This window comes from Geotalea uraniireducens Rf4, from assembly GCF_000016745.1.
Taxonomy (GTDB): Bacteria; Desulfobacterota; Desulfuromonadia; order Geobacterales; family Geobacteraceae; genus Geotalea; species Geotalea uraniireducens.
Genome location: NC_009483.1, coordinates 4,486,061 through 4,512,900, shown reverse-complemented (window position 1 = coordinate 4,512,900; position 26,840 = coordinate 4,486,061). Strand labels below are relative to the sequence as shown.

Here is a 26,840-nt window from a genome sequence, read left to right as displayed (position 1 = left end):
CCCACGACGATAAAAATACGAAACAAGGAGATGGAATGAAAGTCATCGTTACCGATGAGGTTGCACCTGAAGGTCTGGCGCTTTTGGCGCAGGATCCGCGGGTGGAGATGGATATCCGCCTGGGGCTGAAAAAAGAAGAGCTGCTGGCGATTATCGGGGATTACGAGGCCATTATCACCAGAAGCGGGACAAACGTGGACCGGGACCTGCTGGATGCGGCCAAAAAACTGAAAATGGTGGCCAGGGCCGGAGTCGGCATCGATAACGTCGATGTGGATTACGCCAGCGCCAGAGGGGTGATCGTGGTCAACGCCCCGTTCGGCAACACCAACAGCGCTGCTGAGCATACCATGGCGCTTTTGCTCGCTTTCTACCGCAACATAACCAAGGCCAATGCCAGCCTGAAGAGCGGCGAGTGGAAGCGCGCCCCGTTCACCGGTTATGAGCTCAAGGGGCGGACTGCCGGCGTAATCGGACTGGGTAAGGTCGGGGGTCGGGTTGCCACCCGTCTGAAGGCGTTCGAGTGTGAGGTGCTGGCCTGCGATCCGTACGTGGCCGTGAAACGGGCACACGATCTGGGTGTCAGGCTGGTTTCGCACGAAGAGATTTACAGAAATTGCGACATTATTACCATCCACACCCCTCTGAACGGGGAGACGCTCGACATGATCGGCGAAAAAGAAATCGCCATGATGAAAGAGGGCGTGGTCCTCATCAATGCCGCACGTGGCGGCATCTTCAACGAGCAGGCGCTGTTGAACGCGCTGCAGACGGGTAAGGTGGCAGGCGCGGCGGTGGACGTATGGAGCGAGGAACCACCTAGAACCGAGCTGTTGAAGGAGTTGATCGCTCAACAAAGGCTGGTGGTGACCCCCCACCTGGGGGCCAATACCTTCGAGGCCCAGATCAATGTGGCTGTGGACGTTTCCAGGGAGATCCTCAATTACCTTGACGATCAGCCGCTGGAGAACGCGGTCAACATCCCCCGTTTCGACCTGACGCTCATGGAGCAGATGCGTCCCTTCCTCAACCTGGTGAAGGTGATGTGCGATCTGGCATTCCAGCTGGTTGACGACAATCCGGCAAAGCTAGCCTTCGGCTATGCAGGCGCAATTGCCCACTATGACTGCTCACCGCTTACGGTCTGTGGCCTGGCGGCGATTCTCAACCTGGTCGTCGATCAGGAGGTCAACATGGTGAACGCCCCGCTGATCGCGGAAAACATGGGAATCGTCGTTGAAGAACATAAATCGACCCGCGCCGATGCCTTTTCCAACATGGTCACCCTGACTGTCGAAGGTCAGGGAAAGCGGCGGCTGCTCTCGGGGACTCTTTTTGAAGGTGCGCCCCGCATTGTGCGTCTGAGGGACTACGCCATGGACTTCAGCCCGGAAGGGCACATGCTGCTGCTCAACTATATTGACCGCCCCGGCATGATAGGCCGGATCGGAACCATTTTGGGCACCCGCGACATCAACATCGCTTCAATGAATTTGGGCCGTCGGGAGAAAAAGGGCGAAGCGATGGTCATACTATCCCTTGATTCGGCCGTGCCGCCGGATGTGGTCGAGGAGCTGCGCAATGCCACTAATGCCACCTTCATCAGGCCGCTCAACATGACGAGTGCCGGCCGTAGTCGTGGCTTCACCGGATAAAATACTTGATGTATTTGTGATGTAATTACCCCTGACCAGGGGTTTATTTTGTTGACGCAATGTGCGTAGAGCCTGAAAACATCCAAGTTTAGTATAAGACTACCAAATACATAGATTTGTAAAATTTATTTGTTGACAAAAAAACTAGTATTGGATAATGTAAAACCGAGTTGAATAATCAAGTATAGTGGTGTTGCTGTAGAAATAAACCATATGGAAGGAGGGGGTATTTGTCATGGCAAAAATTGCAAACAATCTTACTGATCTTATCGGAAGAACTCCACTGCTCAGGCTCAACCGGCTGGTCAAAGGGGTCGGGGCCGAGGTCGTGGCGAAAGTGGAGTCGTTCAACCCGGGCGGAAGCGTCAAGGACCGGATCGGTTTTGCGATGATTCGGGACGCGGAGGAAAAGGGGCTCCTCAACAAGGATTCGGTGATTATCGAGCCGACCAGCGGCAACACCGGCATAGCCCTGGCGTTTGTGGCGGCTGCCAAGGGTTACCGGCTGATCCTGACCATGCCCGATACCATGAGCATCGAGCGGAGGAACCTCCTGAAGGCGTATGGTGCGGAGCTGGTTCTCACCCCGGGGGCAAAGGGGATGAAGGGGGCGATCGACAAGGCGGATGAGCTGGCCGCCCAGACTCCGAACTCATTTGTGCCGCAACAGTTCAAGAATCCGGCCAATCCGGCAATTCACCGCATTACCACTGCCGAGGAGATCTGGGCGGATACCGACGGGAGCATTGATATCATTGTCGGCGGGGTGGGGACCGGCGGAACCATTACCGGTGTCGGCGAAGTCATTAAAAAGAAAAATCCGGCGGTCAGGGTGATTGCGGTGGAACCGCTGGATTCGCCGGTTCTTTCCGGCGGACAGCCGGGGCCGCACAAGATCCAGGGGATCGGTGCGGGATTTGTCCCCGAGGTGCTCAATCTGGATGTGGTCGACGAAATCATCAAGGTGTCCAATGAGGATGCCCTGGAAACCGGCCGCCGTCTGGCCCGGGAAGAGGGGCTTCTGGTCGGCATCTCATCGGGCGCAGCAGCATTTGCCGCATTGCAGGTCGCCGGTCGGCCGGAAAACAGCGGTAAACGGATCGTGGTGATCCTTCCCGACACAGGTGAACGGTATCTTTCCACGGCGCTGTTCCAGGTGGATTAAGAGAGGGCTTCAAACGTATAAAAAAACAAAATTGTTGACAAAAAAATACCGGCTTGCTAACTTTTGTCTGCGGTTAACTTAACCGATTTAGTCGGTAATTGAGTAACGGTAAAATCCAGCAACGATGATGTCACATCGTTGCACAACAATTGAATAGATATATTCTTATCAAGAGCGACTGAGGGACCGGCCCTGTGACGTCGCGGCAACCCCCTGAAAAGGGAAGGTGCCAAATCCTGCGAAACCATGAGGTTTCGGGAGATAAGGAAGAGAGAGCCTCACTCGTGAATCCTCTTCCGCCCCCGGAAGGGGATTTTTTATTTGGGAGGTTATATGAAGATTTCGACGCAGGCGGTACAGATTGGTTTGGATTGGGACACGAGGACGGGCGCGGTAACGGTTCCCATCTATCAGACGGCGACGTTTCGCCACCCCGGGTTGGGGCAGAGCACCGGCTACGACTACAGCCGCTCCGGCAATCCTACCCGGCAGGCGCTGGAGGATGGGATTGCCCGCCTGGACCGGGGTTGCAGGGGCTTTGCCTACGCATCGGGCATGGCGGCCATCACCAACCTGCTCCTCCTTTTTCAGCGGGGAGACCACCTGGTCGTTACCGAAGACCTCTACGGCGGCACCTACCGGCTGTTTGAACAGGTTTTCCAGCAGTACGGCCTGGAATTCACCTACGTGGACACCTCGGACATGGCGGCGGTCAAGGGGGCGTTCAAGGCCAATACCCGCGGACTGTTTGTCGAATCCCTGACCAATCCGCTGCTGAAGGTGGCCGATATACGGGCACTTGCCATCCTTTGCAAGGAACGGGGGGCGCTTTGCATCGTCGACAACACCTTTCTCACCCCTTACCTGCTCCGGCCGCTGGAGTTGGGAGCGGACATCACCGTCTACAGCGCCTCCAAGTACCTGGCCGGTCACAACGACACGGTGGCCGGGCTGGTGGTGGCGAAGGCGCCGCAACTTGCCGAAAAAATCTACTTCCTGCAGAATTCGGTCGGCGCCGTGCTCGGCCCCCAGGACTCCTGGCTGGTGATCCGGGGGATGAAGACCCTCGCAATCAGGATGGACCGGCAGGAGGCAAACGCAGGGCGAATAGCCGCATGGCTGCAGCGCCATCCACTGGTGGCAAAGGTCCATTATCCGGGACTTTCCGATCATCCCGGCCACGCCCTGTTGCAGTCCGAGGCCGCCGGATTCGGCGCCATGATCGCCTTCGAGGTGAAGGAGCCGGCGCAGGTGGAGCAACTCCTCATGAAGACGCAACTCATCTCATTCGCAGAAAGCCTGGGCGGGGTGGAGACGCTCATCACCTTTCCCGAAGCGCAGACCCATGCAGACATCAAGCCGGAGATCCGCAAAAGGCTTGGGATCAACAACGTGCTCCTGCGCCTCTCGGTGGGGATCGAGGATGCGGACGACCTGATCGCCGATTTGGAACAGGCGTTTGAATAGAAGGAACGAGGAGAAAGGAACGAGGAGAAAGGAAAAAGGAAAAAGGAAAAAGGAAAAGCGATAGGTTTGCCTCGCACCTAGAACCTAGAACCTCGAACCTCGAACCTCGAACCTTATTTTAAGGAGACAACATCATGAAAATCGGCACAAAGATCATCCATAACGGCCATGGCATAGACCCCTACACCAAGGGGCTCTCCATCCCCATTTACCAGGTTTCCACCTTTGCCCAGGAATCGGTGGACCATTTTGGCAAGTGGGACTACGCCCGCTCCGGCAACCCGACCCGTGAGGCCCTGGAGGAGACCATTGCCATCCTGGAAAACGGCACCCATGGCTTTGCCTTCGCTTCGGGAATGGCTGCCATCTCCTCGGCACTCCTGCTCTTTTCTCCCGGCGACCATCTGGTGGTCTGCGAGGACGTCTACGGCGGCGCTTTCAGGGTCCTCACAACACTTTTCAAGCGTCTCGGCATCGAGACGACCTTTGTCGACGCCACTGACCCGGCGAACATCGCCGCAGCCATCCTTCCCGCCACCAAGGGAATTTACCTGGAGACGCCGTCAAATCCCCTGCTGAAGGTCACCGACATGGCCGCGGCAGTGGCACTGGCCAAATCGAGGGGGCTTCTGACCCTGGTGGACAACACCTTCATGACCCCCTATCTGCAAAGGCCGCTGGAGCTTGGGTGCGACATCGTCCTGCACAGCGGCACCAAGTTTCTGAACGGCCACAGCGACGTGATCTGCGGCTTTGCCGTGGTGCGCGACGAGGCGCTGGCAAAGCGGATCGGGTTCGTCCAGAACGCATTCGGCGCGGTGCTTGGGCCGCAGGATTCGTGGCTGGTGCTGCGCGGGTTGAAGACTTTGCGGGTGCGGCTGGAGGAGAGCCAGAAGAGCGCCAGGGCGGTTGCCGAGTGGCTTTCCGAACAAAAGCGGGTAACGGAGGTATTCTACCCGGGCCTGCCAAGCCATCCCGGCTATGCCGTCCACAACAGCCAGGCAGCGGGGCCGGGCGCGGTTCTCTCCTTCAAGCTGGAAACGGTGGAACTGACGCGGCGGGTACTGGAAACGGTCGAATTGGCTGCCTTTGCCGTCAGTCTCGGCGGAGTGGAGAGCATCATCTCCTACCCGGCAAAGATGTCCCATGCGGCCATGCCGCCGGAGGAGCGGGCAGCGCGCGGGGTGACCGACAATCTGGTGCGCCTGTCGGTGGGGCTGGAGGAGTGTGAGGACCTCATTGCCGATCTGGACCGGGTGATAAACGGCTAGTACACTGTAATACTTATTTTTTCGCAGCTAACCCCTCCTGTCCTCCCCTTAATTAAGGGGAGGGACGTGCTAAGTGAGCTGGCTGGTTTGCTCCCCCTCTTAAGATAAGAGGGGGTTGGGGGGAGTTAGATTTAGATGTTTCATGGTACTAGGAAAGAACCTGTGGAAGAACTCCATGCGAATCCGGGAACGTATGATAAGATATTATTAATATGTGCCCAATTGAGGAGATGCAGAGGAGATCAGGCATGGGGACCAATAAGAGTGCAGATGAAAAGAGCACCTATGACTGCGTTTCGAGCCTCATCGAGTTGAGCCGCATCGACACCCTTTACGGCGACCTCTACCTCTGGCGCTCCTGGGAACTGCTGCAGAAGGAGATGCCGTTGACCACCTACCGGGGGCTCAGGAGGATGGAGACGGAGCTGAGCAATCTGCCGAACAGGATCCATAACGCCATGATGCAGGGGAATTGGGCGGAGGTCAAGGAGCTGAGCGGCCAGATGCAGTCGATGAAGCAGTGCGCCGAGCAGAACCAGTCGTTGCTCTCCGGCTAAAACCTTGGGGGTGGGGGACACAGGCGATCTGGACCCACTTTGACGGCTACATGCTCACTGCTGACGGCAAGATGCATGCCCTTGCGGGCGGTGATGTCCGATTCGGCGGGATCTACGACATGGTCGGCATCAGCCGCAACTACGAAGCCGACCGGATCATCGCCCGGTTTGCCGTTGTCCAGCGCCGGCGGATGGCGAGACGTCAGAGATGACGCGGCTTTTGCCATGGAGACACGGAGGTTTATTGACCCGATCTGAAACCCTTTTTACCACTAAGACACTAAGATCACTAAGAAATACTATAATCCTTTAGAGGGGTTAACTTCGTGTCCTTAGTGCCTTAGTGGTGTATTCTGACTTTTTGCGGTGTTATCACACGGGGCAGATGTGCCCATTACACCGGCTGCACCTTCCAAATCATGTCGCAGTATTCCCGAACTGCGCGGTCGGAGGAAAATTTCCCCATCCGCGCCACGTTCAGGATGGACATCCTCGTCCAGTTTTGCTGGTCGCGGAAGGCCGCCGACACCCGGTCCTGGCAGTCGATGTACGGCTGGTAATCCGCAAAAAGCATGTAATTGTCGCGCTGCATGAGCAAGTCGACGAGCGGCGCGAAGAGCTGTGCGTTCCCCCCGGAGAAATGTCCCGAACGGATGAGGTCGATCGCTTCCCGAAGGGCGGGGTTGGAGTCGTAATATTTTCTCGGGTCGTACCCCCGCGCCTTCAGCTCCTCCACCTCGTCCACCTTCAGGCCGAAGAGGAAAAAATTCTCGGCTCCTACCTCTTCACGTATTTCCACGTTGGCTCCGTCGAGGGTGCCGATGGTCAGCGCCCCGTTCATGGAAAATTTCATGTTGCCCGTTCCCGACGCCTCTTCGCCTGCCAGGGATATCTGTTCGGACAGGTCCGCTGCCGGATACACTTGCTGGCCGGTCTTCACGTTGAAATCGGGGAGAAAGGCCACATTCAACCGGCCGCGGATATCGGGATCGGTGTTCACCACCCCGGCCACGGAATTGATGAGCTTGATGATGAGTTTGGCCATGGCGTATCCGGGCGCGGCCTTGCCGCCGAAGACGAACGTCCTGGGAACGCAGTCGGATGCAGGGTACCGCTTCAGCCTTGCATAGAGGGTGATGATGTGCAGGACGTTCAGGTGCTGGCGCTTGTATTCGTGCAGGCGTTTTACCTGGATGTCGAAGAGTGAATCGGGATCGACCGCCACCCCGGTGCGGTTCAGGATAAGGGTGGCGAGGTCGTTCTTGTTCTCCCGCTTGACCCGGCGCCACTTCTCCTGGAACGCGGGATCGTCGGCAAAGGGCTCGAGCTTTCTCAGCTCGTCCAGTTGTGTGATCCAGCCATCGCCGATAACCCCGGAAATCAGCGCGGCAAGCCGCGGGTTGGAGAGCGCCATCCAGCGGCGCGGGGTGACGCCGTTGGTCACATTATGGAATTTCTCCGGGAACATTTCATGGAAGTCCCGCAGCACCTCGCTCTTCAAAAGCTCTGAGTGGAGCTTTGCGACGCCGTTGACGGCATGGCACCCAACGCAGGCCAAGTGGGCCATCCGCACGTACCTGCAGCCGGATTCGTCGATGAGTGACAGACGCGCCGCCTGCTCTTCGTCTCCTGGAAACGCCAACCTCACCTGGTCGAGGAAGCGGCGGTTGATCTCGTAAACGATCTCCAGGTGCCGCGGGAGGATCTGGCCGAACAGTTCGACGGGCCATTTCTCCAAAGCTTCGGGAAGGAGGGTGTGATTGGTGTAGCCGAAGGTGTTCTGCGTTATCTCCCACGCCTTCTCCCACGCCACGTCGTGCTCGTCCACCAGGAGTCTCATCAGTTCGGCAACGGCGATGGAGGGATGGGTGTCGTTCAGCTGGGCCACGTACCGCTGGTCAAAACATTCTGGAGAATTGCCCAGCATCTTGCCGATGCGGATCATGTCCTGCAGCGAACAGGAGACGAAAAAGTATTCCTGGATGAGCCGGAGCATCTTGCCGATCTCCGGTTCGTCGTTGGGATAGAGGACCTTGGTGATGGTTTCCGACTTTACCTTTTCTTCGACCGCTGCATAATAGTTGCCCACGTTGAAGTCCTGGAAGTCGAACGATTCCACCGCTTCGGCCTTCCAGAGGCGGAGCGTATTGCAGATATTGCCGCCATACCCCAGGATCGGCGTGTCGTAGGGGATCCCCTCGACCACCCCGGCCGGGATCCACCGCACCCGCGACCGCCCCTGTCCGTCCTGGTAATGTTCCGTGTGGCCGCCTAGTTTCACCTCCTGGCACAATTCAGGGAGCGGCATTTCCCAGGGATTCCCGAGCTTCAGCCACTTGTCGGTAATCTCCACCTGCCAGCCGTCGCGTATCTCCTGGTCGAAGATGCCGAACTCGTAGCGTATCCCGTAGCCGAACGCCGGGACCACGATCGTCGAAAGCGAATCCATGAAACAGGAGGCAAGCCTGCCGAGCCCGCCGTTACCGAGCCCCGGCTCGGTTTCCTGATCGATGAGCTCCTCCAGATTGTACCCGAGCTGCTCCATGGCCTGGCGCGTTTCATCGTAAATCCCCAGGTTGAGCAGATTGTTGCCCAGGTGCGGCCCGGGAAGAAACTCCGCCGAAAGGTAGCAGACCACCTTGATGCTTTTTTTCAATTCCGCTCGCCGAAATTGCTGCATCTGCGCGACCCAGCGGGCCGCAAGCCGGTCGCGGACCGTATAGGCAAGCGCCATGTACAGGTCGTTTCGCGTGGCGAGGACCGGTATCCTCCCCTGGGCATAGTAAAGATTGTCGAGAAACGCCTGGGCAATGTCGTCGGGACTCGATCCGGTGCGGATGTTCCGGCACTTCTCCCCTGTACTTACTTCGTCCTGATTTTCCATGACATATCCCCCCGGTCTGTTTATTTACATATCAGTCCGGGGCTCAGGGTTTGACGCAGTTTTTGTCGCCGCGCCCCATGCAGAGCACGTAGCGGGTCCTTTGTGCCCAGTATTTCAGGGCGGCGTCGGCGTTGTGCCAGGTGTCGAAGACCCCCTTGACGTCCTTGCCGCCGACACGCTTGTCGAGTGCTGCTCCGAGCAGTTCGCCGGTCATGGCATCGGTTCCCTTGAACTCGACCGTGATCTCACCCACCCCCGTCGGTTTCCCGGTGGCGGCGTATGATACCAGGGAGATCCCGATGCCGATGGGCAAGATGCTCGAAGTGACATTGCGGACCGGCTTCGAGTTGTCGGCGTCGACGATGGCCAGCTGTATCCTCATGGTGCCGGGCTCGGGAGACTGCACGATCTTGTAATCCTGCTCCAGTTCCTTGTTCAGGTAGACATAGGCGTTGTTGGCGAGTTTCTGGTAGTTTGCCAGATCTTCCGCGTCGAGTTCCGCCTGCTTTTCGATGAGGACCGGATCGATCATGATCTTCGTGTACTGCTTGACGTCCATCTTCGGATTGACGTAGCGGTAGAGTGCCTGGTCCCCCGTCCCCTTCTCCATGATGGAGGGGTTCACCAGCCGCGACTCCTTCAGATCAACGCTCCGCGACTGCATGCTCGCAGCGCACCCACCCATAAGCAAGGCGAGAACGAAGAACGTTACCGAAACAGCTGCCGTTTTGATACTTTTCATGGCGATACCTCCCGTGCAGTTTGGATTCATCCGCGTGAATTTTTCCTCCACACGAAATCGGACCGCGATATAATTATAACATTCTAACAATGCATGGCATTATTACAAGGGAACGCATACGGAAGGGTAACGACCGGGACGAACACCACTCCGGCGATAGCTGGTGGACCGTGGAGGGAAACTGACACCTTCTTTTTTCCGCAAAGGAAGGGGAAACGGAATCCGAATACAAAAGGCCCTGCAGGATAACCTGCAGGGCCTTGATTTTTCTGGAGCCGTTAAGCGGAGTCGAACCGCTGACCTATTGATTACGAATCAATTGCTCTACCAACTGAGCTATAACGGCAATGGAGCTATTTTATTATAACAATTCTCCGGCTAAGTCAACCCTTACGATTCGACCGCCTGCTTTTCCATGGCGTCGTCCATCACCTTGTAGGCGCAGAACTCGCCGCACATGGTGCAGGCGCCGTGGTCGGCAACCCCTGATTCGGCGCGCAGCCGCCGGGCCTTTTCCGGGTCGAGGGCCAGGGCGAACTGCCCTTCCCAGTCGAGCTTTTTCCGGCACTTGGCCATCTGGATGTCCTTGTCCATCGCCCCCTTCACCCCCTTGACGATGTCGGCAGCGTGGGCGGCGATGCGGGAGGCGATGACCCCTTCTCTCACGTCGTCCACGGTCGGGAGGCGCAGGTGTTCGCTGGGGGTGACATAGCAGAGGAAGTCGGCCCCGGCGGCGGCGGCGATGGTGCCGCCGATGGCGCAGGTGATATGGTCGTAGCCCGGGGCGATGTCGGTGACCAGCGGGCCGAGCACATAGAATGGGGCGCCGTGACAGAGCCTCTTCTGCAGGAGGATGTTGGCCTCGATCTGGTTGAGCGGCATGTGCCCCGGACCTTCAATCATGACCTGGACGCCGAATGCCTGGGCGCGCTGGGTCAGCTCGCCCAGAAGGATCAGTTCGTGGATCTGCGCCCGGTCGGTGGCGTCGGCGAGGCAGCCGGGGCGGAAGCCGTCACCCAGGGAGAGGGTCATGTCATACTCTTTGGTGATTTCCAGGAGCCGGTCGAAGTGCTCGAAGAGCGGGTTTTCCTTGTTGTTGTGGGCCATCCACTCGATGGTGAACGCCCCGCCGCGGGAGACCACGTCCATGATCCGACCCTCGTTTTTCATCCGCTCCACCGTTGCGCAGGTCACGCCGCAGTGGACGGTGATGAAATCCACTCCGTCTTCGGCATGCTTGATTATCCCGGCGAAAATGTCGTCCACGGTCATGTCGACGATCGCCTTCTTCTTTGTCCGTACCGCATCGAGGGCCGCCTGATAGAGGGGTACGCTGCCGATGCAGGCACTGGTTTCGGCAATGATGGCGCGGCGGATCTCATCAACCGGTCCGCCGGTGGAGAGGTCCATGATGGCGTCTGCGCCGTGTTTTACCGCTACGCGGGCCTTTTCCAGCTCCTTGGCTATGTCCAGGTCGTCGGCCGAGGTGCCGATGTTGGCGTTGACCTTGGTGCGCAGTCCGCGGCCTACCGCCAGCGGTCGACCGCCTGCGTGCTTGATGTTATGGCAGATGATGATGTTGCCGGCAACCAGTCCGTCGCGGATGAACTCCGGGCTTACCCCTTCGGCGAGGGCTGCTTCCTTCATTTCTTTGGTGATCGTGCCCTGGCGGGCGTAGTCAAGTTGAGTCTTTGTCATCTACTGCTCCTTTTATTGAAGAGAGACGAGAGCCGGGATCCGGAAGGGCTCTTCCAGGTCCGGTTCCTTAAGGTCCAAGGAGGGCCTGATTCCGCATCTCTGAAGTTACCGATCCCTGGTCCCAGGTCCCAAGTCCCGAAGTTCGCATGCTGCTCTGTAATGGTTCACCGGGCCATGTCCCTTGCCCAGCGGTTGGGCGAGTTTTATGGCGGTGGTGATGAATTCCTTGGCTTTGGCGATTGCAACCGGCAGCGGTTCCCCTTGGGCGAGGAACGCGGCGATGGCTGAAGCCAGGGTGCAGCCGGTGCCGTGGGTGTTCTTGGTGAGGATGCGCGGCACGGGGAAGCGGGTGAAAGCGCTGCCGTCATAGAGGATGTCCACGGCAATCCCTTCGGGGAGGTGCCCCCCTTTTATCAGTACATTTCTTGCCCCCATACTGCAGATGGCGCGGGCTGCCTGCTCCATCCCATCTTCATTGCTGATAGCGATGCCGGTCAGCTTTTCCGCCTCCGGGATGTTCGGAGTGAGGAGATAGGCCGCGGCCATAAGCCGCTTTTTGAATATGGCCAGGGCCTCATGGTCAATGAGCTCCGCTCCCCCCTTGGCCAGCATTACCGGATCGATGACCACTATTTTCCTGTTGTATTCGCCCAGCTTGTCGGCAATGACGCTGATTATTTCCGCGGAAAAGAGCATACCGGTCTTGACCACGTCGATCCTGATGTCGGAAAGTACCGCATCGAGCTGCTCTGCGACAAACTCGGGAGGCACGCCGTGAATGGCGCTCACCCCGCGGGTGTTCTGGGCGGTGAGTGCGGTGATTACCGAGGCGCCGTAAGAGCCGAGCAGGGTTACGGTCTTGAGGTCGGCCTGGATGCCGGCCCCGCCGCCGGAGTCGCTGCCGGCGATGGTCAAGACATTGCCGCGCGGAAAGGCCCCCTTGCGGTTGAAGAGAAGCGACAGTTCGGCCGCCGCCAGCCCCGGCTCTCTGCTACCGAGTATGCCGGAGATGACCGCAACGGCGTCTGCGCCGTTGTCGATTACCCGTGCCCCGTTGTCCCGGTTGATGCCGCCGATGGCCACCACGGGGATCTTGACCTTCGCCTTGACCTCGACAAGCATGTCGGGTCCGGGGAGATGCTCGATATCCTTGCTCCCGGTGGGGTACATGGCGCCAAAGCCGATGTAGTCGGCTCCGGCGGCTTCCGCCCGCAGCGCTTCCTCCAGGTTGTGGGTGGAGACGCCGATGATTTTCCGCGGTCCGAGCAGTTTGCGGGCTCCAATCGGATCGCCGTCTTCCTGCCCCAGGTGGAGGCCGTCCGCGTCGAGTTCTCTGGCTAATTCCAGATCGTCGTTGACGATGAAAGTGATCCCCGCTTCGGCGCAAATGGTTTTCAACTCCATGCCCACGGTGAATTTGTCCTCGGCATCGCCCATCTTGTTGCGGTACTGGAGGACGGTTACGCCGCCGGAGAGGGCGCCCCGTACCCTTTCTGTCAGGTGGTCGGCATGGTCGGTAATGAGATAAACCCCTTTAATCGGGGAATCGGTCGTTTCCCGGTCTACCACGAGGCGGAGAAAATCTTTTTTGTGTTCCATGGGCAAAACCTATGGGGGAAGCACTGTAAGAGGGTGTAAAATCGCAAAAAGCCGCGACTAATGGTCGCGGCTTTCCAGGAATAAAGAGTCTCACTCTGGCCGCTTTCCTACGCCGGGATCAACCGGATCAGGTTCAAAGGGTTTGGGCAAGGCCCATCTCAGTTCTTGCGAACTCCCCTAGCTGGCAATTTTGCCTTAGGCTAAAGTAAAATTCCCGATAAGTCAATGTATTTTCGGGATTTTGCCTTTACAGCTTATGAGAGAAGTGGTAGATAAACGGTGAGAGGTGAACAGCGGGTGTCGAGAGTAGATATGGAGCGTTTAAATGTGTTGAACCTGGATAGTCGCCCGACCATTGCGGAAATCGACCTTGCCGCCCTGCGGCACAACTATTACCAGGTAAAAAAAGCGGTGCCCGCCGGCAGCGGACTGCTGGCGGTGGTCAAGGCCGATGCCTACGGCCACGGTTTTATGGATATCTCCCGTGAACTGGAGGCGCTCGGCGTGACGGCCTTTGGCGTCGCCTTTCTTGCGGAGGGGATTCAGCTCAGGAAGAGCGGCATCGACAGGCCGATCCTACTTCTCGGCGGTATATATCCGGGACAGGAGAAGAAGTGCGTCGGCTTCAACATCTCCACGGCGGTCTTCAGCCTGGATCAGGCGCGGGTGCTCGATGACGTTGCCCGAAAGCTGTATCGCAAGGCAAAAATCCATCTCAAGGTCGATACAGGCATGGGGCGCTTGGGGATACGTTACGAGGAGGCCCCCGCATTCTTCCGGGAGCTGAAAAAGTTGAAAAACCTTGAATTGGAAGGTATCTTCTCCCACTTCGCCTCGGCCGACGAACTGGACGACGAAGGGAGCGGTTACACCGCCCGCCAGACCGAAATCTTTGCCGCGGTTTTGCAGGAGGGCACTCGCCAGGGGTTTTCCCCCACCTTCGTTCATATCGCCAACAGCGCCGCTGCCTTCAGCAGGGATTTTCCTTTCTGCAATCTGGCCCGGCCCGGCATCGTCCTCTACGGCGCGCTTCCCTCCGCCGATTTTCAGGGGAAAATCGATGTGAAGCCGGTAATGCGGCTGAAGAGCCGGGTGGCGATGCTCAAGTGGGTGGAGCCCGGCACCAGCATCAGCTATGCCAGGCGTTATGTGGCGGGAAAGAAAACCCTCGTTGCGAGCGTCCCGGTAGGATACGCCGACGGCTACTGCCGTGCCCTTACCAACAAGGGGGAGGCGTTGGTTCGCGGGCAGCGGGCGCGGGTGGCCGGGACGGTCTGCATGGACTGGATCATGCTTGACGTGACCGATATCGCCGGTGTTGCTGTCGGCGATGAGGTGACGCTCCTTGGCTGCGACAATCAAGGCAACTGCATCCATGCCGAAGAGCTGGCCGCATGGTCCGGTACCATTGCCTACGAGATATTCTGCGGCATCAGCAAACGGGTGCCGAGAGTGTATATTCCGTGAGTAGTGAGTAGTGAGTAGTGAGTAGTGAGTAGTGAGTAGTGAGTGGGGGAAAATGACCAATAAGAAGATCAAACTGACCGCAATGGTGAAAGCCGCCGGTTGAGCGGCAAAGCTGGGCCCGGCGGGCCTTGAAAAAGCTTTGAGCGGCCTTGTGCAGGCGGATGATCCGGACCTCCTCGTGGGGGCCGATACAGCCGACGACGCCGGTGTCTACCGGATAGGGGAGAGGCTCGCCCTGGTGGAGACGACCGATATCATCACCCCCCTCGTGGACGATCCCTTCACGTTCGGTCGTATCGCTGCGGCCAATGCCATATCCGATATCTATGCCATGGGGGGGAAACCGGTGACCGCAATGAACCTGGTGTTTTTCCCGGCCTGCGACCTTCCCGGCGAGGTCCTCTCCCGGATTCTTGCCGGCGGCCAGGCCGCCATCAGTGAGGCGGGCGCCTGCCTGGTCGGCGGACATACGGTGGAAGACGCAGAGCTGAAGTACGGACTGGCTGTCACCGGGCTCATAGATCCCGAACAAATCGTCAGAAACTCCACCGCCCGTGCCGGTGACCGGCTGCTCCTTACCAAACCGCTCGGCACCGGCATTGTTTCCACGGCGATCAAGGCTGACATGGTGTCCGCCGGCGTAGCGGACGCAGCGATAGGGTGGATGACGATGTTGAACAGTATTGCCGCAGAGCTGATGCTGGAATGCGGGGCAAGCGCAGCCACCGACGTGACCGGTTTCGGCCTTATCGGTCATGCCTGCGAGATGGCCGTGGGGGCGGGAGTGACGATCCGCCTCGATCCTGCCAAGGTTCCGCTCATGGCCGGTGTTGATGAACTGATCAGGGACGGGTTGGTTCCCGCTGGTTGCTACCGCAATCGCGATCACTATTCACGATTTTTAAATTGCGGCAGCATTCCTGCCGATGCCCTCTTGCCGCTGTTCGATCCCCAGACCTCCGGAGGCCTGTTGATATCACTCGCTCCGACATCTGCCGAACTGTTCCTTGCCCGAGCGGCCGAGATCGGCTGTTTTGCCGTCTCTGTCGGCGAGGTGCTGCCACGCCGGGAGTCTGCACTTGAAATTGTCTAAGCCTGTCGCAGTCGCCATTGATGTGGGCACCACGACCATTGCCGCATCGCTTCTGGACTGCGAAAGCGGTGAGCGATTGGCGATGACTGGCAGCCTCAATCCGCAGCGGGAATTCGGCGCGGATGTGGTGTCGCGCCTTGCCGCGGCGGTAAGCTCCGCTGATAACCTCTTCAGGATGAGCAAGCTCATCAATGCCGAGCTGGAACGCTTGACCGTAAAACTCCTCGACGACTGCGGCGCAGCCCGCCGCGATTTGCGTTGCATAGGGATTGCCGGGAATCCGGCCATAGAACACCTGCTCCTGGGGCTTTCCGTGAAATCCCTTGCCTTCCCCCCCTACCGCCCACTTTTTTCTGCCGGCAAAACCATGACTACCGCCTCCCTCGGCTGGGGCCTGGATCTGGATGCATATATTTTCCCCCTGCCGGGCGGATTCGTCGGCGGCGACCTGGTGGCCTTTCTCTACGGCGAAGGCGTTTGCGCAGCACACAGCACGCAGCACGCAGCACGTCTTTATCTGGATCTCGGCACAAATGGCGAGCTTGCCCTTGTGGCCGGAGGAAAAATTTATGCAACTTCCGCCGCCGCCGGTCCAGCCTTCGAGGGGGGGAACCTGGCGTGCGGCATGGCTGCTCTGCCGGGGGCAATAAGCGGAGTAAGCTTTGCCGGCGATAAGGTCGGGATTGCCACCATCGGCAATGAAGCGCCGACCGGAATCTGCGGTTCAGGGGTCATCGCCGCCGTGGCCGGACTGCTTGAAGCGGGAATACTCGATCAGAGCGGCAGGCTGCTCGAAGCAGATGAAATTCCCTCCAACCTGGCCAATCATGTCCGGAACGTGGACGGGGAAACCGGCTTTGTGTTTTACCGCGACGCGAGGCGCACCATCTATCTAAGCCAGGGCGATATCCGCCAGGTGCAACTGGCAAAGGGGGCGATCAGGGCCGGGATGGAAGTCCTGCTCCAGCGCGCCGGCATATCGGGCGACTCAATTCAGGAAGTCGTACTGACCGGTTCTTTCGGCGCGATACTCTCTCCTGAACATCTAAAAAACGTTGGAATTTTCAGTGAAAACATGGTAAAAAATGCCGGGTTTGTCCATGAGGGGGCTTTGCGCGGCGTGGAAAAGGCGATCTGCGCAGGCGACGACTTTGCTGCTCTGGACAGGCTTGCCGAGTCAATCAAGGTTATCCCCCTGTCAGGCACACCTGCCTTCGAGAAACACTTTCTCGAGCACATGAATTTCCCAAAGTTGCAAAACGGTGCATAGTCGTTTTCTTCTGCGTCAGAAGCACAGGAAAAATTCCGAAATTCAAGATTAAAACAGCCCTCGATACGGAAAGTGCTGCAGGAACGGCGGCTTTTATCCGACCGTTCTTGATAAATTTACAGGTTTAAAGGAGCAAAAACATGGCAAAGATTACCCGTGCGCTGATCAGCGTATCTGACAAGACCGGCATCGTCGAGTTCTCCAGGGAACTGGCCGGCTATGGCGTTGAAATTCTCTCTACCGGCGGTACTGCCAAGCTGCTGCGGGAGGCGGGTCTAAAGGTCAAGGACGTTTCGGAGTTTACCGGTTTTCCGGAAATGCTAGACGGACGCGTCAAGACCCTCCATCCAAAGGTTCACGGCGGCCTCCTCGGCATGCGGGGGAATCCTGAACACGTGGCAACCATGAAGGCGCACGGCATCGAGCCGATCGACATGGTGGTCGTCAACCTTTACCCCTTCGAGGCGACCGTTGCCAAGCCGGACTGCACGCTTGAGGACGCCATCGAGAACATCGATATCGGCGGTCCGACCATGCTCCGTTCGGCAGCCAAGAACAACGCAGATGTGACTGTTGTCGTCGATCACAACGACTATCGGCTGGTGCTGGATGAAATGAAGGCTGCGGGAGGCGGCGTGTCGAAGGAGACCAACTTCCGCCTGGCGGTAAAGGTCTACCAGCACACCGCAGCCTATGACGGTGCGATCTCCAACTGGTTGGGAGCCCGGACCGGCGAAGGGGTTGCCGCATACCCCGACACCCTGACTCTCCAGTTCAAAAAGGCCCAGGGGATGCGTTACGGCGAGAATCCCCACCAGTCGGCAGCTTTCTATGTGGAGCGGGACGTCAAGGAGGCGTCGGTCGCTACTGCACGGCAGCTCCAGGGGAAAGAGCTTTCCTACAACAACATCGGCGACACCGATGCCGCCCTGGAGTGCGTGAAACAGTTCGCTGAAGGGCCGGGCTGCGTCATCGTCAAGCATGCAAACCCATGCGGGGTCGCGATCGGCGATACGCTTCTGGACGCCTACGATCGTGCCTACAAGACCGATCCCGAGTCCGCTTTCGGCGGAATCATTGCCTTCAACGGCGAACTGGACGAGGCGACGGCCAAAGCCATTGTCGAGCGGCAGTTCGTTGAGGTTATCATCGCCCCCAAGGTTTCCGCAAAGGCGAGCGAGGTGGTTGCTGCCAAGAAGAACGTGCGTCTTCTGGAGTGCGGCACGTGGCAGAAGGAACCGATGCCGCGACTGGATTTCAAGCGTGTCAACGGAGGTCTCCTGGTCCAGTATACGGATCTCGCCCTCCACGGGGAGCTGAAGGTCGTGACCAAGCGGGCTCCGACGGAAAAGGAGATGATCGACCTTCTTTTCACCTGGCGGGTAGCCAAGTTCGTCAAATCCAACGCCATTGTCTACGGCAAGGACGGCATGACCATCGGCGTCGGCGCGGGGCAGATGAGCCGGGTCAACTCGGCCCGCATTGCGGCCATCAAGGCGGAACATGCCGGCCTTCCTGTAGCCGGTTCGGTGATGGCTTCCGACGCCTTCTTCCCGTTCCGCGACGGGTTGGATAATGCAGCTGCGGTTGGCATCACCGCCGTCATCCAGCCGGGTGGGAGCATGCGCGACGAGGAAGTGATCGCAGCAGCCGATGAACACGGCATGGCGATGGTGTTTACTTCCATGAGGCATTTCAGGCATTGATAAACGAGCGGAGAAAGCAGGATTCAGCCTGCACCTTCATCATTTGGTGTTTCTGACGTTGGAAGGGCGCGGGGTATTTGTTACCCATTCATCCTGAACTCCCGTGAAGTTGGTAGAAATATATCTCGGTAATCTATTTTTGTTCCTTGAATCACAAAAAAGCCTGCTTTTGCAGGCTTTTTTGTGATTCGGTGTGAGAAGGTGAATTTAAATCATATTAAGGTGCATATTATTATGTGTACATAATAATATGTGGTGTGTTATAAACCCTCGCTAATAAAGAGCGGCCGCCATAATTCCGATATACTCGGCGTCCAAATCAAAAAAGGAGGGTTTATTGAAATGGGTTATCATTGGGGAAATTTAAAAAAATTACCGTTACAGCTACTGACAATTATCCTGCTAATTGTCAGCCTAACGGTAGCAGCCGGCAGTATTGCGCAACCGGCGTGTGCAGCAATGTCATCAGTAACATGGACAACTCAACCAGATTTTGAAAACAATGCTTCTACGACAAACACTCCTACAACGCGCGTAAACATTGACACCACAACAGTTTCTGGTGATGTGAAAATCGGCATTCCGAAGGATTTGTTGAGCACTGCGACGATCATCAATAACACTTCGAACAACAAAGTCTATACCATTGGGGCGGAAAGGAACTCCGTCGCCGTCATTAACGCAACGACGAAAGAGTTGCTTCCTTCGATACCATTACCGGCGCAACCTTCGGGAGCTGTTTACAATTCAGTAAATAACAAGCTCTATGTGGGATACTACAACGACAACAAGGTGTCGGTCATCGACTGTGTCACTGATACGGTAATTGCAACCGTGACCGTTGGCAATGGCGCCAATGCTGCTCTTTACAACCCGACCAACAACAAGGTCTACATCGCCAACATGACCGACCAGACGGTTTCCGTTCTCGACGGGATCAGTGATACCGTCATTGCAACGGTGCAGGTGATTGCTGGCCCTTACACCGCATCCTATAACTTGGCCACCAACAAGGTCTACCTGACCAACAAATTCAACAATGTCGTGTCGGTCATTGACGGGGCGTCGAACCAGGTTGAGAAATCACTGGAGATCGAGCCGGTGGTGAGCATGCTCAGTGGGCTCCGGGTCACCGGGGTCGCCCCTTTCGACAAGGCGCATCTTTCCTGGAACTACGACGAGCTTACAACTGGTCAGAAAATCCAGTTTCAGGTCAGAACCGCTCAAGACTTGACCTCCCTTGAAAGTGCCCAGTACCTGGGACCCGATGGCAGCGCCGACACATGGTACGACCTCACAACCTCCGGTGCAACTACGGTCGACGGACCCGTGGTCAACGGCATCCAAACCAAAACCACGAGCATTGATTTGAATATCCAGTACGCTCATGTTGCGGAACTGCGATTAAAGCTTTCATCAAGCGACATGACAACTCCGGTACTCCATGCCGTAACCCTGGCTTACGAATCGTATACTGATCTGGAAATCACCGATGTCAGCGGTCCTGCAACGGGGGTGATCGGTAATTCTGTTACAATATCCACCACTGCATTCAACAAAGGGACTGACTCAGCCACTGCTTTCAAAATTGGGATTTATCTCGACGATTTGAAAGGGACGAGCTGCTATTTGGGTGAAAGAACCGTCACATCTCTTGCTCCGAAGACACCTGATACCGGCAGCATCACAGTAATTATTCCAACGGCTTGCAAGACTGGCGATTACTATTTGAAGGCTATTGCTGATTACACAAATCTTGTTGTAGAAGGGGATGAAACTAATAATACCAAACTGGGGAATAATATAACAATCTCCTCCGTACAGCCCGACTTGGTGGTGAAGAATGTTTCAGGTACTGTCAGCGGCGGGAAGCTGACGTATTCTGTAACGATACAAAATCGAGGCATAAATGCTGCCGGAAATTACGCTTTCCCTACCGCCATCTATATCTCCTCTGACGCTGCCATAACTACCAGTGATTATCTTATCGACGCAAATTATGCCCATATTCCTGGCAACAGCGAAGTCATTCTTACCGGAACCCGCTCGGTCCCGCCAAATCTACCGCCAGGAAACTACTACATCGGCGCCTATGCAGACTACACCAATCAAGTCCCAGAGTTTGATGAGACTAACAACTCCCTTGCTGGCAACCAGCCATATATCAACAACGACCTCATTGTAACCGCCGTGTCTGGCACCGTGGCGAACGGCAAAGTAACCTATTCAGTGACTGTTAAAAATGTCGGTAACGGTGTGGCCGGAAATTACGCTTTTCCTACCGCCATCTATATCTCCTCTGACGCTGCCATAACTACCAGTGATTATCTTATCGACGCAAATTATGCCCATATTCCTGGCAACAGCGAAGTCATTCTTACCGGAACCCGCTCGGTCCCGCCAAATCTACCGCCAGGAAACTACTACATCGGCGCCTATGCAGACTACACCAATCAAGTCCCCGAGTCCGATGAGACTAACAACTCCCTTGCTGGCAACCAGCCATATATCAACAACGACCTCATTGTAACCGCCGTGTCTGGCACCGTGGCGAACGGCAAAGTAACCTATTCAGTGACTGTTAAAAATGTCGGTAACGGTGTGGCCGGAAATTACGCTTTTCCTACCGCCATCTATATCTCCTCTGACGCTGCCATAACTACCAGTGATTATCTTATCGACGCAAATTGGACCAATATTCCTGGCAACAGTGAAGTCGTTCTTACCGGAACCCGCTCGGTCCCGCCAAATCTACCGCCCGGAAACTATTACATCGGCGCCTATGCGGACTACACCAATCAAGTCCCCGAGTCCGATGAGACTAACAACTCCCTTGCTGGCAACCAGCCATATATCAACAATGACCTCATTGTAACCGCCGTGTCTGGCACCGTGGCGAACGGCAAAGTAACCTATTCAGTGACTGTTAAAAATGTCGGTAACGGTGTGGCCGGAAATTACGCTTTTCCAACCGCCATCTATATCTCCTCTGACGCTGCCATAACTACCAGTGATTATCTTATCGACGCAAATTGGGCCAATATTCCTGGCAACAGTGAAGTCGTTCTTACCGGAACCCGCTCGGTCCCGCCAAATCTACCGCCCGGAAACTATTACATCGGCGCCTATGCGGACTACACCAATCAAGTCCCCGAGTCCGATGAGACTAACAACTCCCTTGCTGGCAATCCTGTAATAATGTAAGCACCTTACCAACACAAAACGCCCTGGGTAACACCAGGGGTTTTGTGTTATGTGCGCCGAAAACGCTGTCCTTGAGTTTGTTGGCGAGGGTATTGACAGATGTTCTGCGCCCAAAGCCCTCTGCTTCTTTCAACGACAAGCGGCTTGATACGACTTCTTTCAAGACCTTACTAGGTTTAATCTACCTTTCTGTTCGCGATAATGTGTCCCTCAAAGAAAAACACAGACATGGTGAATGGGGCGTAAAATCGTTTAGCTAACACAAAGAGATCTCTTTGCTCTTGCCCTTATCGAAAAAGTGGTGTTAATATGCTGCGCTGTTTTTCACGAATCCAAAAGTCCGGGAGTTCTGATATATGAAAGTTCTTGTAATCGGCAGCGGCGGGCGTGAGCATGCCCTCGTCTGGAAGATAGCGCAATCTCCGCTTGTGGAAAAGGTTTACTGTGCACCGGGAAATCCCGGTATCGGCACGATTGCGGAGAATGTCGACATCAAGGTTGATGATCTCTCCGGGCTCCTCTCCTTTGCCAAAAAAGAGGATATAGCGCTCACCGTGGTGGGACCGGAATTGCCGCTTTCTCTGGGGATCGTCGATCTTTTTGAAGAATACGGTCTTAAAGTATTCGGAGCGCAAAAAAATGCCGCGATCATCGAGGCGAGCAAGGCGTTTTCCAAGGACCTGATGAGAAAATATAACGTGCCGACTGCTGCCTATGAGGTCTTTACCGAGGTCGAACCGGCGATAGCCTTTATCGACAGGACAGGGGTGCCGATCGTCATCAAGGCGGATGGTCTGGCGGCCGGGAAAGGGGTCATCATCGCCCAGACGCGAGACGAGGCGGTGGCAGCGGTGACCGACATGCTTTCAGGCAACTCATTCGGTGCAGCCGGCTCCCGGGTTGTCATCGAGGAATTCCTCAAAGGGGAGGAGGCCTCGTTTCTTGCCTTTACCGATGGGAAAAACATTATACCCCTTGCCAGCGCCCAGGATCACAAGGCTGTTTATGATGGTGATACCGGACCGAATACGGGGGGGATGGGGGCGTATTCACCTGCCCCGGTCGTAACCCCGGCCATCCATGAAAAGGCCATGCAGGAGGTTATGCGCCGTACAGTCGACGGCATGGCGGCGGAAGGGCGTCCTTACCGGGGTGTGCTCTATGCCGGGCTGATGATCGACGGCGAAAGTGTCAAGACCCTCGAATTCAATGCCCGCTTCGGCGATCCGGAGTGTCAGCCTCTGCTGATGAGGATGAAATCCGATATTGTCCCCATCTTGTTGGCTGTTGCCGAAAAAGATATCAGCAGGGTGCAAATCGAGTGGCATGATAAAGCGGCGGTCTGCGTGGTTATGGCAGCTGAGGGTTATCCGGGGGATTATCCCAGGGGTGATGAGATTCATGGCTTGGACGATGCGGCAAAAATTCAGGATCTGTTTGTGTTCCATGCCGGCACGGCTCTCGATAAAGACAAATTCGTCACCAATGGCGGCCGGGTGCTGGGTGTCACGGCTTTGGGCCCGACCGTGAAAGAGGCCATAGACCGGGCATATCAGGGGGTTTCTCTCATCTCGTGGCGGGGGGCGCATTATCGGAAGGACATTGGAAAGAAGGCCCTGGCCAGGTAAGACAATCTCTGACATTGTTTGCCCGGATACGACTTCAACGGAGGAAGAAAAGTAGATGAACCCACCACAGGTATTGATTGTCATGGGCAGCGACTCTGATCTCCCGGTAATGGGAGAGGCGGCAAAGGTCCTCACGGAATTCGACGTCCCCTTTGAGATGCGCATTTCTTCTGCGCACCGCTCACCTCGCCGGACTGGCTTGCTTGCTTCGGAAGCTGAAGATCGCGGCGTAAAGGTCGTTATCGCCGGGGCCGGAATGGCGGCCCATCTGGCCGGGGTTGTAGCTGCCGAAACGACTTTGCCGGTTATCGGCGTGCCGATCGGCGGCGGCGCTCTAAACGGCGTTGATGCCCTTTATTCCACGGTACAGATGCCCGGCGGTATTCCGGTGGCAACTATGGCGATCGGCAGGGCAGGCGCCAAGAACGCGGCTATTCTTGCGGTGCAGATCCTGGCCCTTGCTGACGTCAGTCTGGCGGCAAAGCTCAAGTCATACCGCGCACAGATGGCGCAGGAAGTCGACGAGAAGGATAAACAATTGAACGCCGGCAATGCCTGCTGACTCGTTTGTCTTGGCCGGTAATAATGGTCTTTTGGCGTTGTTTTAATGAATGATTTTGCTTGACAAAGAAATAACCCTGTATTACTTTTTCGACGATTTTAATTTAATGTGAAGGAGGTGACGTCTGATGAAAAAGATTATTGTTGCGGTTGCATTGACACTTTCCTGTGCAGTAGCTGCCATGGCGGCTGATACCATTACCCTGCCTGCAAAGAACGGTAACGTAACTTTCAACCACAAGAAGCACCAGGAAGCTCTCAAGGACTGCAAAGCCTGTCACGAGAAAGCTCCCGGCAAGATTGAAGGCTTCGGCAAGGATGCGGCTCACAAGCTCTGCAAAGGCTGCCACGAAACGAAAAAGGCCGGCCCGACCAAGTGCGGAGAGTGCCACAAGAAGTAATTGCTGATGAAGCATCGCATTCGGACTGAAAAAGGGGTAACAGGTTTCTTGTTATCCCTTTTTCTTGATCCGATTTCAAATTAATAAATTTTATTTTGCCGCTGTTTATAATTTGGTTTATACTGCCCAGTCGATAATGAATTTTCATTCCTTATGTCAAACCTTTCATTCAGGAGACAGCCTTGACTACAAACAAACGCGGATTTGCACAAATGCTGTGGGATTTTTTCTGCTCTCTTAAACTTTCCATCGCCCTCCTCATCGGACTTGCCTTGACGTCGATAATCGGTACCGTCATCCCCCAGGCGCCGGTTCCGCAAGAGTACATCCAGAGCATAAGCACCGTAAAGCTGCAAATGTACGACAAGCTCGGCTTTTTCGATATGTACCATTCCTGGTGGTTTATCCTTCTTCTCTATCTGTTGACGGTAAACCTGGTGGCTTGTTCGATCAAGAGGCTGCCGCGGGTCTGGAAGATAATCTCCGAGCCGACCCTGATCATGGATGAAGGTTTTGAAAGGTCCCTGTCACTGACCCGTGAATTCAAGATTTCGGGTGGGGCCGCGGCACTCAAGGATAAAATGGCGGCGTTTCTTAAGGGTGAGTTTGCCGAACCGGTGATTACCGAGGTGAACGGCGAGTACCACCTTTTTGCCCAGAAAAACCCCTATTGCCGTCTGGGGGTATATGTTGTACATCTGAGTATCATTATCATCTTTATTGGCGCTCTCATCGGTTCGTTTTTTGGCTATAAGGCCTACGTGAATATTGCTGAGGGGACCAGCGTAAATACGGTTGAGAGCCGCTCCGGCAAGAGCATAGATCTCGGTTTTGCCGTGAAGTGCGAGAAGTTTGCCGTTGCATTTTACGACACCGGCGCGCCCAAGGAGTTCAAGAGCATCCTGACCGTCTTGCAGGATGGCAAGCCGGTTCCCGGCTACGAAAATGTCAAGGTCATCGTCAATGATCCGCTGACGTACAAGGGGATCACCTTTTACCAGTCCTCGTACGGTGCTGCAGGTGACGCCGTTTACCATTTCTCCGTGAGAAACAGAAACGGCGGCCAGGCTGTGCCGGTAGTCGCCCACCAGGATGAACGGGTATCCCTGCCGGACGGAAGCTTCCTGCAGATCATCGGTGTGGCGCCGGAGGTCGGTAATGACTTTCCCGGCTGTCCGGGGCCAGGGGCAAAACTGGAAATTACCCGGCCAAACGGCGAAAAGCAATACGCAATAGTACTGCTTAACTCCAATTGCCGTGATTTCGATGAAAAACGCGGCAGCGATCTCATCTTCACCTTTGACGGTAAGGACGAGAAGTTCTTTACCGGTCTCCAGGTCGCTAAGGACCCGGGGGTATGGGTGGTCTGGCTCGGCTGCGCATTAATGGTGGTCGGCATCTGCATGGCATTTTTCATGTCTCATAAACGCGTTTGGTTGCGGGTTGCGAATGGACGCGTTACAATTGGCGGCACCGCCAGCAAGAATCCTGCAGGTTTCGAACTTGCCTTTGACGAACTTACTGAAAAACTTGGCAAGCAGTGATATCTATCGATATTTTGACCGGCCACAGAACTTTAAAAACCCCCAATTGCAATAACTGCGGAGGAAAGAACGATGTCCAGTTCCATGCTGTTTAACGTCACGACAATTTCATACATGGCTTCAACGGTGATATTCCTGGCCTACCTTGCCAGCAAGAACAAGACCGTCGGTTTTGCCGGCACGCTTGCGGCAATTTTCGGGTTTGTGGTCCAGACTACCGCCATCGCGTTGCGTTGGAAAGAGTCTTACGACCTGGGACGTGGCCATGCGCCGCTCTCCAACCTCTTCGAGTCGGTGGTCTTTTTCTCCTGGACCATTATTCTTATTTTTCTCCTTCTCGACTTCAAGTATAAATACCGTGCCGTCGGTTTCTTTGTCGTCCCTTTTGCCCTGTTGGGGATGGCATGGGCGCAGCTCGGCCTCGATAGCGGCATAGAGCCGTTGGTTCCGGCTTTGCAGAGTAACTGGTTGTTATATCACGTGATAACCTGCTTCCTCGGCTATGCGGCCTTTGCCGTTGCCTGTGGCCTTTCCATCATGTATCTGATACGGGAAAGGCAGGAAGATTCCTCCGCCGGCTCGCCGGCCGGCGGGATTATTTCCATGTTCCCTTCCGTCAAGGTATTGGATGATCTCAACTATAAAGCGATCATGATCGGCTTTCCGCTTTTGACCCTCGGCATAGTTACCGGCGCCGCATGGGCCAATTATGCCTGGGGGACCTATTGGAGTTGGGACCCGAAAGAAACCTGGTCGTTGATCGTCTGGTTCGTCTATGCTGCATTCCTTCATGCCCGCATCACCAGGGGCTGGGTCGGAAGAAGGGCGGCCATTCTTTCCGTGGTCGGCTTTGCTGCCACCATATTCTGCTACCTTGGTGTTAATCTCTTCTTGTCGGGACTGCACAGTTACGGCAAGTAATCACGGT

20 protein-coding genes, 1 tRNA gene and 2 riboswitches are annotated in these 26,840 nt (G+C 56.0%); of the genes, 16 read left to right on the top strand and 5 right to left on the bottom strand.

Features of this window, described 5'->3' with window-relative positions; all coding sequences use genetic code 11:
* Window positions 1-35 precede the first annotated feature (35 nt).
* From serA to GURA_RS24455, 6 genes are all read left to right on the top strand, one after another.
* Window positions 36-1,655, top strand: coding sequence for a phosphoglycerate dehydrogenase (gene serA, locus GURA_RS19650; RefSeq protein ID WP_011940656.1), 1,620 nt, complete (start codon window positions 36-38; stop codon window positions 1,653-1,655).
* A gap of 235 nt (window positions 1,656-1,890) precedes the next feature.
* The gene (gene cysK / locus GURA_RS19645; RefSeq protein ID WP_011940655.1) at window positions 1,891-2,820 is read left to right on the top strand and encodes a cysteine synthase A; all 930 of its coding nucleotides are present in this window, start codon (window positions 1,891-1,893) and stop codon (window positions 2,818-2,820) included.
* A 162-nt stretch (window positions 2,821-2,982) separates the two neighbouring features.
* A riboswitch (SAM riboswitch) is annotated at window positions 2,983-3,088 on the top strand.
* Window positions 3,089-3,153: 65 nt separating this feature from the next.
* The gene (locus GURA_RS19640; RefSeq protein ID WP_041245567.1) at window positions 3,154-4,287 is read left to right on the top strand and encodes a trans-sulfuration enzyme family protein; all 1,134 of its coding nucleotides are present in this window, start codon (window positions 3,154-3,156) and stop codon (window positions 4,285-4,287) included.
* Between the two features lie 134 nt (window positions 4,288-4,421).
* Window positions 4,422-5,558, top strand: a complete 1,137-nt coding sequence (locus GURA_RS19635; RefSeq protein ID WP_011940653.1) for a trans-sulfuration enzyme family protein — start codon at window positions 4,422-4,424, stop codon at window positions 5,556-5,558.
* A gap of 248 nt (window positions 5,559-5,806) precedes the next feature.
* Complete coding sequence (locus GURA_RS19630) at window positions 5,807-6,115, top strand: hypothetical protein (RefSeq protein WP_011940652.1); 309 nt, start codon at window positions 5,807-5,809, stop codon at window positions 6,113-6,115.
* Entirely contained in the window at window positions 6,079-6,327 is a 249-nt protein-coding gene (locus tag GURA_RS24455) for a hypothetical protein (RefSeq protein ID WP_157046252.1), read from the top strand. Before GURA_RS19630 ends, GURA_RS24455 begins: the two co-directional genes overlap by 37 nt.
* A gap of 182 nt (window positions 6,328-6,509) precedes the next feature.
* Here GURA_RS24455 and GURA_RS19625 read toward each other — a convergent pair whose 3' ends face one another.
* The 5 genes from GURA_RS19625 to thiD form a co-directional block, all read right to left on the bottom strand.
* The gene (locus GURA_RS19625) at window positions 6,510-8,999 is read right to left on the bottom strand and encodes a glycogen/starch/alpha-glucan phosphorylase (protein ID WP_011940650.1); all 2,490 of its coding nucleotides are present in this window, start codon (window positions 8,997-8,999) and stop codon (window positions 6,510-6,512) included.
* Between the two features lie 43 nt (window positions 9,000-9,042).
* On the bottom strand, window positions 9,043-9,741 hold the full coding sequence (locus tag GURA_RS19620) for a DUF3313 domain-containing protein (RefSeq protein ID WP_011940649.1): 699 nt from the start codon (window positions 9,739-9,741) through the stop codon (window positions 9,043-9,045).
* A gap of 270 nt (window positions 9,742-10,011) precedes the next feature.
* Window positions 10,012-10,087: transfer RNA gene (locus GURA_RS19615), tRNA-Thr, on the bottom strand.
* 44 nt (window positions 10,088-10,131) lie between these two features.
* Window positions 10,132-11,439, bottom strand: coding sequence for a phosphomethylpyrimidine synthase ThiC (gene thiC, locus GURA_RS19610; protein ID WP_011940648.1), 1,308 nt, complete (start codon window positions 11,437-11,439; stop codon window positions 10,132-10,134).
* Window positions 11,440-11,544: 105 nt separating this feature from the next.
* Window positions 11,545-13,038, bottom strand: coding sequence for a bifunctional hydroxymethylpyrimidine kinase/phosphomethylpyrimidine kinase (gene thiD, locus GURA_RS19605; RefSeq protein WP_011940647.1), 1,494 nt, complete (start codon window positions 13,036-13,038; stop codon window positions 11,545-11,547).
* Window positions 13,039-13,125: 87 nt separating this feature from the next.
* A riboswitch (TPP riboswitch) is annotated at window positions 13,126-13,227 on the bottom strand.
* Between the two features lie 147 nt (window positions 13,228-13,374).
* Between thiD and alr the strand changes: the two genes are divergently transcribed.
* The 10 genes from alr (at window position 13,375) to ccsB (ending at window position 26,833) form a co-directional block, all read left to right on the top strand.
* Complete coding sequence (alr, locus tag GURA_RS19600; RefSeq protein ID WP_041246170.1) at window positions 13,375-14,505, top strand: alanine racemase; 1,131 nt, start codon at window positions 13,375-13,377, stop codon at window positions 14,503-14,505.
* A gap of 52 nt (window positions 14,506-14,557) precedes the next feature.
* Window positions 14,558-15,598: a selenide, water dikinase SelD gene (selD, locus tag GURA_RS19595; RefSeq protein ID WP_083764963.1), complete on the top strand. Its 1,041-nt coding sequence runs from the start codon at window positions 14,558-14,560 to the stop codon at window positions 15,596-15,598.
* Window positions 15,585-16,868: an ASKHA domain-containing protein gene (locus GURA_RS19590; protein WP_011940644.1), complete on the top strand. Its 1,284-nt coding sequence runs from the start codon at window positions 15,585-15,587 to the stop codon at window positions 16,866-16,868. The genes selD and GURA_RS19590 overlap by 14 nt, the downstream gene beginning before the upstream one ends.
* Before the next feature lie 140 nt (window positions 16,869-17,008).
* Window positions 17,009-18,574, top strand: coding sequence for a bifunctional phosphoribosylaminoimidazolecarboxamide formyltransferase/IMP cyclohydrolase (gene purH / locus GURA_RS19585; RefSeq protein WP_011940643.1), 1,566 nt, complete (start codon window positions 17,009-17,011; stop codon window positions 18,572-18,574).
* Window positions 18,575-18,916: 342 nt separating this feature from the next.
* Window positions 18,917-21,778, top strand: a complete 2,862-nt coding sequence (locus tag GURA_RS19580) for a CARDB domain-containing protein (protein WP_011940642.1) — start codon at window positions 18,917-18,919, stop codon at window positions 21,776-21,778.
* Between the two features lie 356 nt (window positions 21,779-22,134).
* Entirely contained in the window at window positions 22,135-23,406 is a 1,272-nt protein-coding gene (gene purD / locus GURA_RS19575; protein WP_011940641.1) for a phosphoribosylamine--glycine ligase, read from the top strand.
* A gap of 55 nt (window positions 23,407-23,461) precedes the next feature.
* Window positions 23,462-23,968: a 5-(carboxyamino)imidazole ribonucleotide mutase gene (gene purE / locus GURA_RS19570; protein ID WP_011940640.1), complete on the top strand. Its 507-nt coding sequence runs from the start codon at window positions 23,462-23,464 to the stop codon at window positions 23,966-23,968.
* A gap of 127 nt (window positions 23,969-24,095) precedes the next feature.
* Window positions 24,096-24,368, top strand: coding sequence for a cytochrome c7 (locus tag GURA_RS19565; RefSeq protein ID WP_011940639.1), 273 nt, complete (start codon window positions 24,096-24,098; stop codon window positions 24,366-24,368).
* 182 nt (window positions 24,369-24,550) lie between these two features.
* Window positions 24,551-25,912 (top strand): cytochrome c biogenesis protein ResB, encoded by a 1,362-nt coding sequence (gene resB / locus GURA_RS19560; protein WP_011940638.1) that lies wholly within the window; start codon window positions 24,551-24,553, stop codon window positions 25,910-25,912.
* Window positions 25,913-25,984: 72 nt separating this feature from the next.
* Entirely contained in the window at window positions 25,985-26,833 is an 849-nt protein-coding gene (gene ccsB / locus GURA_RS19555; RefSeq protein WP_011940637.1) for a c-type cytochrome biogenesis protein CcsB, read from the top strand.
* The last annotated feature ends 7 nt before the right edge of the window (window positions 26,834-26,840 follow it).

What these genes read in the sequence shown, in the direction of transcription:
- serA (WP_011940656.1), top strand. Translation starts at nt 36, where the DNA reads ATGAAAGTCATCGTTACCGATGAGGTTGCACCTGAAGGTCTGGCGCTT.
- cysK (WP_011940655.1), top strand. Translation starts at nt 1,891, where the DNA reads ATGGCAAAAATTGCAAACAATCTTACTGATCTTATCGGAAGAACTCCA.
- GURA_RS19640 (WP_041245567.1), top strand. Translation starts at nt 3,154, where the DNA reads ATGAAGATTTCGACGCAGGCGGTACAGATTGGTTTGGATTGGGACACG.
- GURA_RS19635 (WP_011940653.1), top strand. Translation starts at nt 4,422, where the DNA reads ATGAAAATCGGCACAAAGATCATCCATAACGGCCATGGCATAGACCCC.
- GURA_RS19630 (WP_011940652.1), top strand. Translation starts at nt 5,807, where the DNA reads ATGGGGACCAATAAGAGTGCAGATGAAAAGAGCACCTATGACTGCGTT.
- GURA_RS19625 (WP_011940650.1), bottom strand. Translation starts at nt 8,999, where the DNA reads ATGGAAAATCAGGACGAAGTAAGTACAGGGGAGAAGTGCCGGAACATC.
- GURA_RS19620 (WP_011940649.1), bottom strand. Translation starts at nt 9,741, where the DNA reads ATGAAAAGTATCAAAACGGCAGCTGTTTCGGTAACGTTCTTCGTTCTC.
- thiC (WP_011940648.1), bottom strand. Translation starts at nt 11,439, where the DNA reads ATGACAAAGACTCAACTTGACTACGCCCGCCAGGGCACGATCACCAAA.
- thiD (WP_011940647.1), bottom strand. Translation starts at nt 13,038, where the DNA reads ATGGAACACAAAAAAGATTTTCTCCGCCTCGTGGTAGACCGGGAAACG.
- purH (WP_011940643.1), top strand. Translation starts at nt 17,009, where the DNA reads ATGGCAAAGATTACCCGTGCGCTGATCAGCGTATCTGACAAGACCGGC.
- GURA_RS19580 (WP_011940642.1), top strand. Translation starts at nt 18,917, where the DNA reads ATGGGTTATCATTGGGGAAATTTAAAAAAATTACCGTTACAGCTACTG.
- purD (WP_011940641.1), top strand. Translation starts at nt 22,135, where the DNA reads ATGAAAGTTCTTGTAATCGGCAGCGGCGGGCGTGAGCATGCCCTCGTC.
- purE (WP_011940640.1), top strand. Translation starts at nt 23,462, where the DNA reads ATGAACCCACCACAGGTATTGATTGTCATGGGCAGCGACTCTGATCTC.
- GURA_RS19565 (WP_011940639.1), top strand. Translation starts at nt 24,096, where the DNA reads ATGAAAAAGATTATTGTTGCGGTTGCATTGACACTTTCCTGTGCAGTA.
- ccsB (WP_011940637.1), top strand. Translation starts at nt 25,985, where the DNA reads ATGTCCAGTTCCATGCTGTTTAACGTCACGACAATTTCATACATGGCT.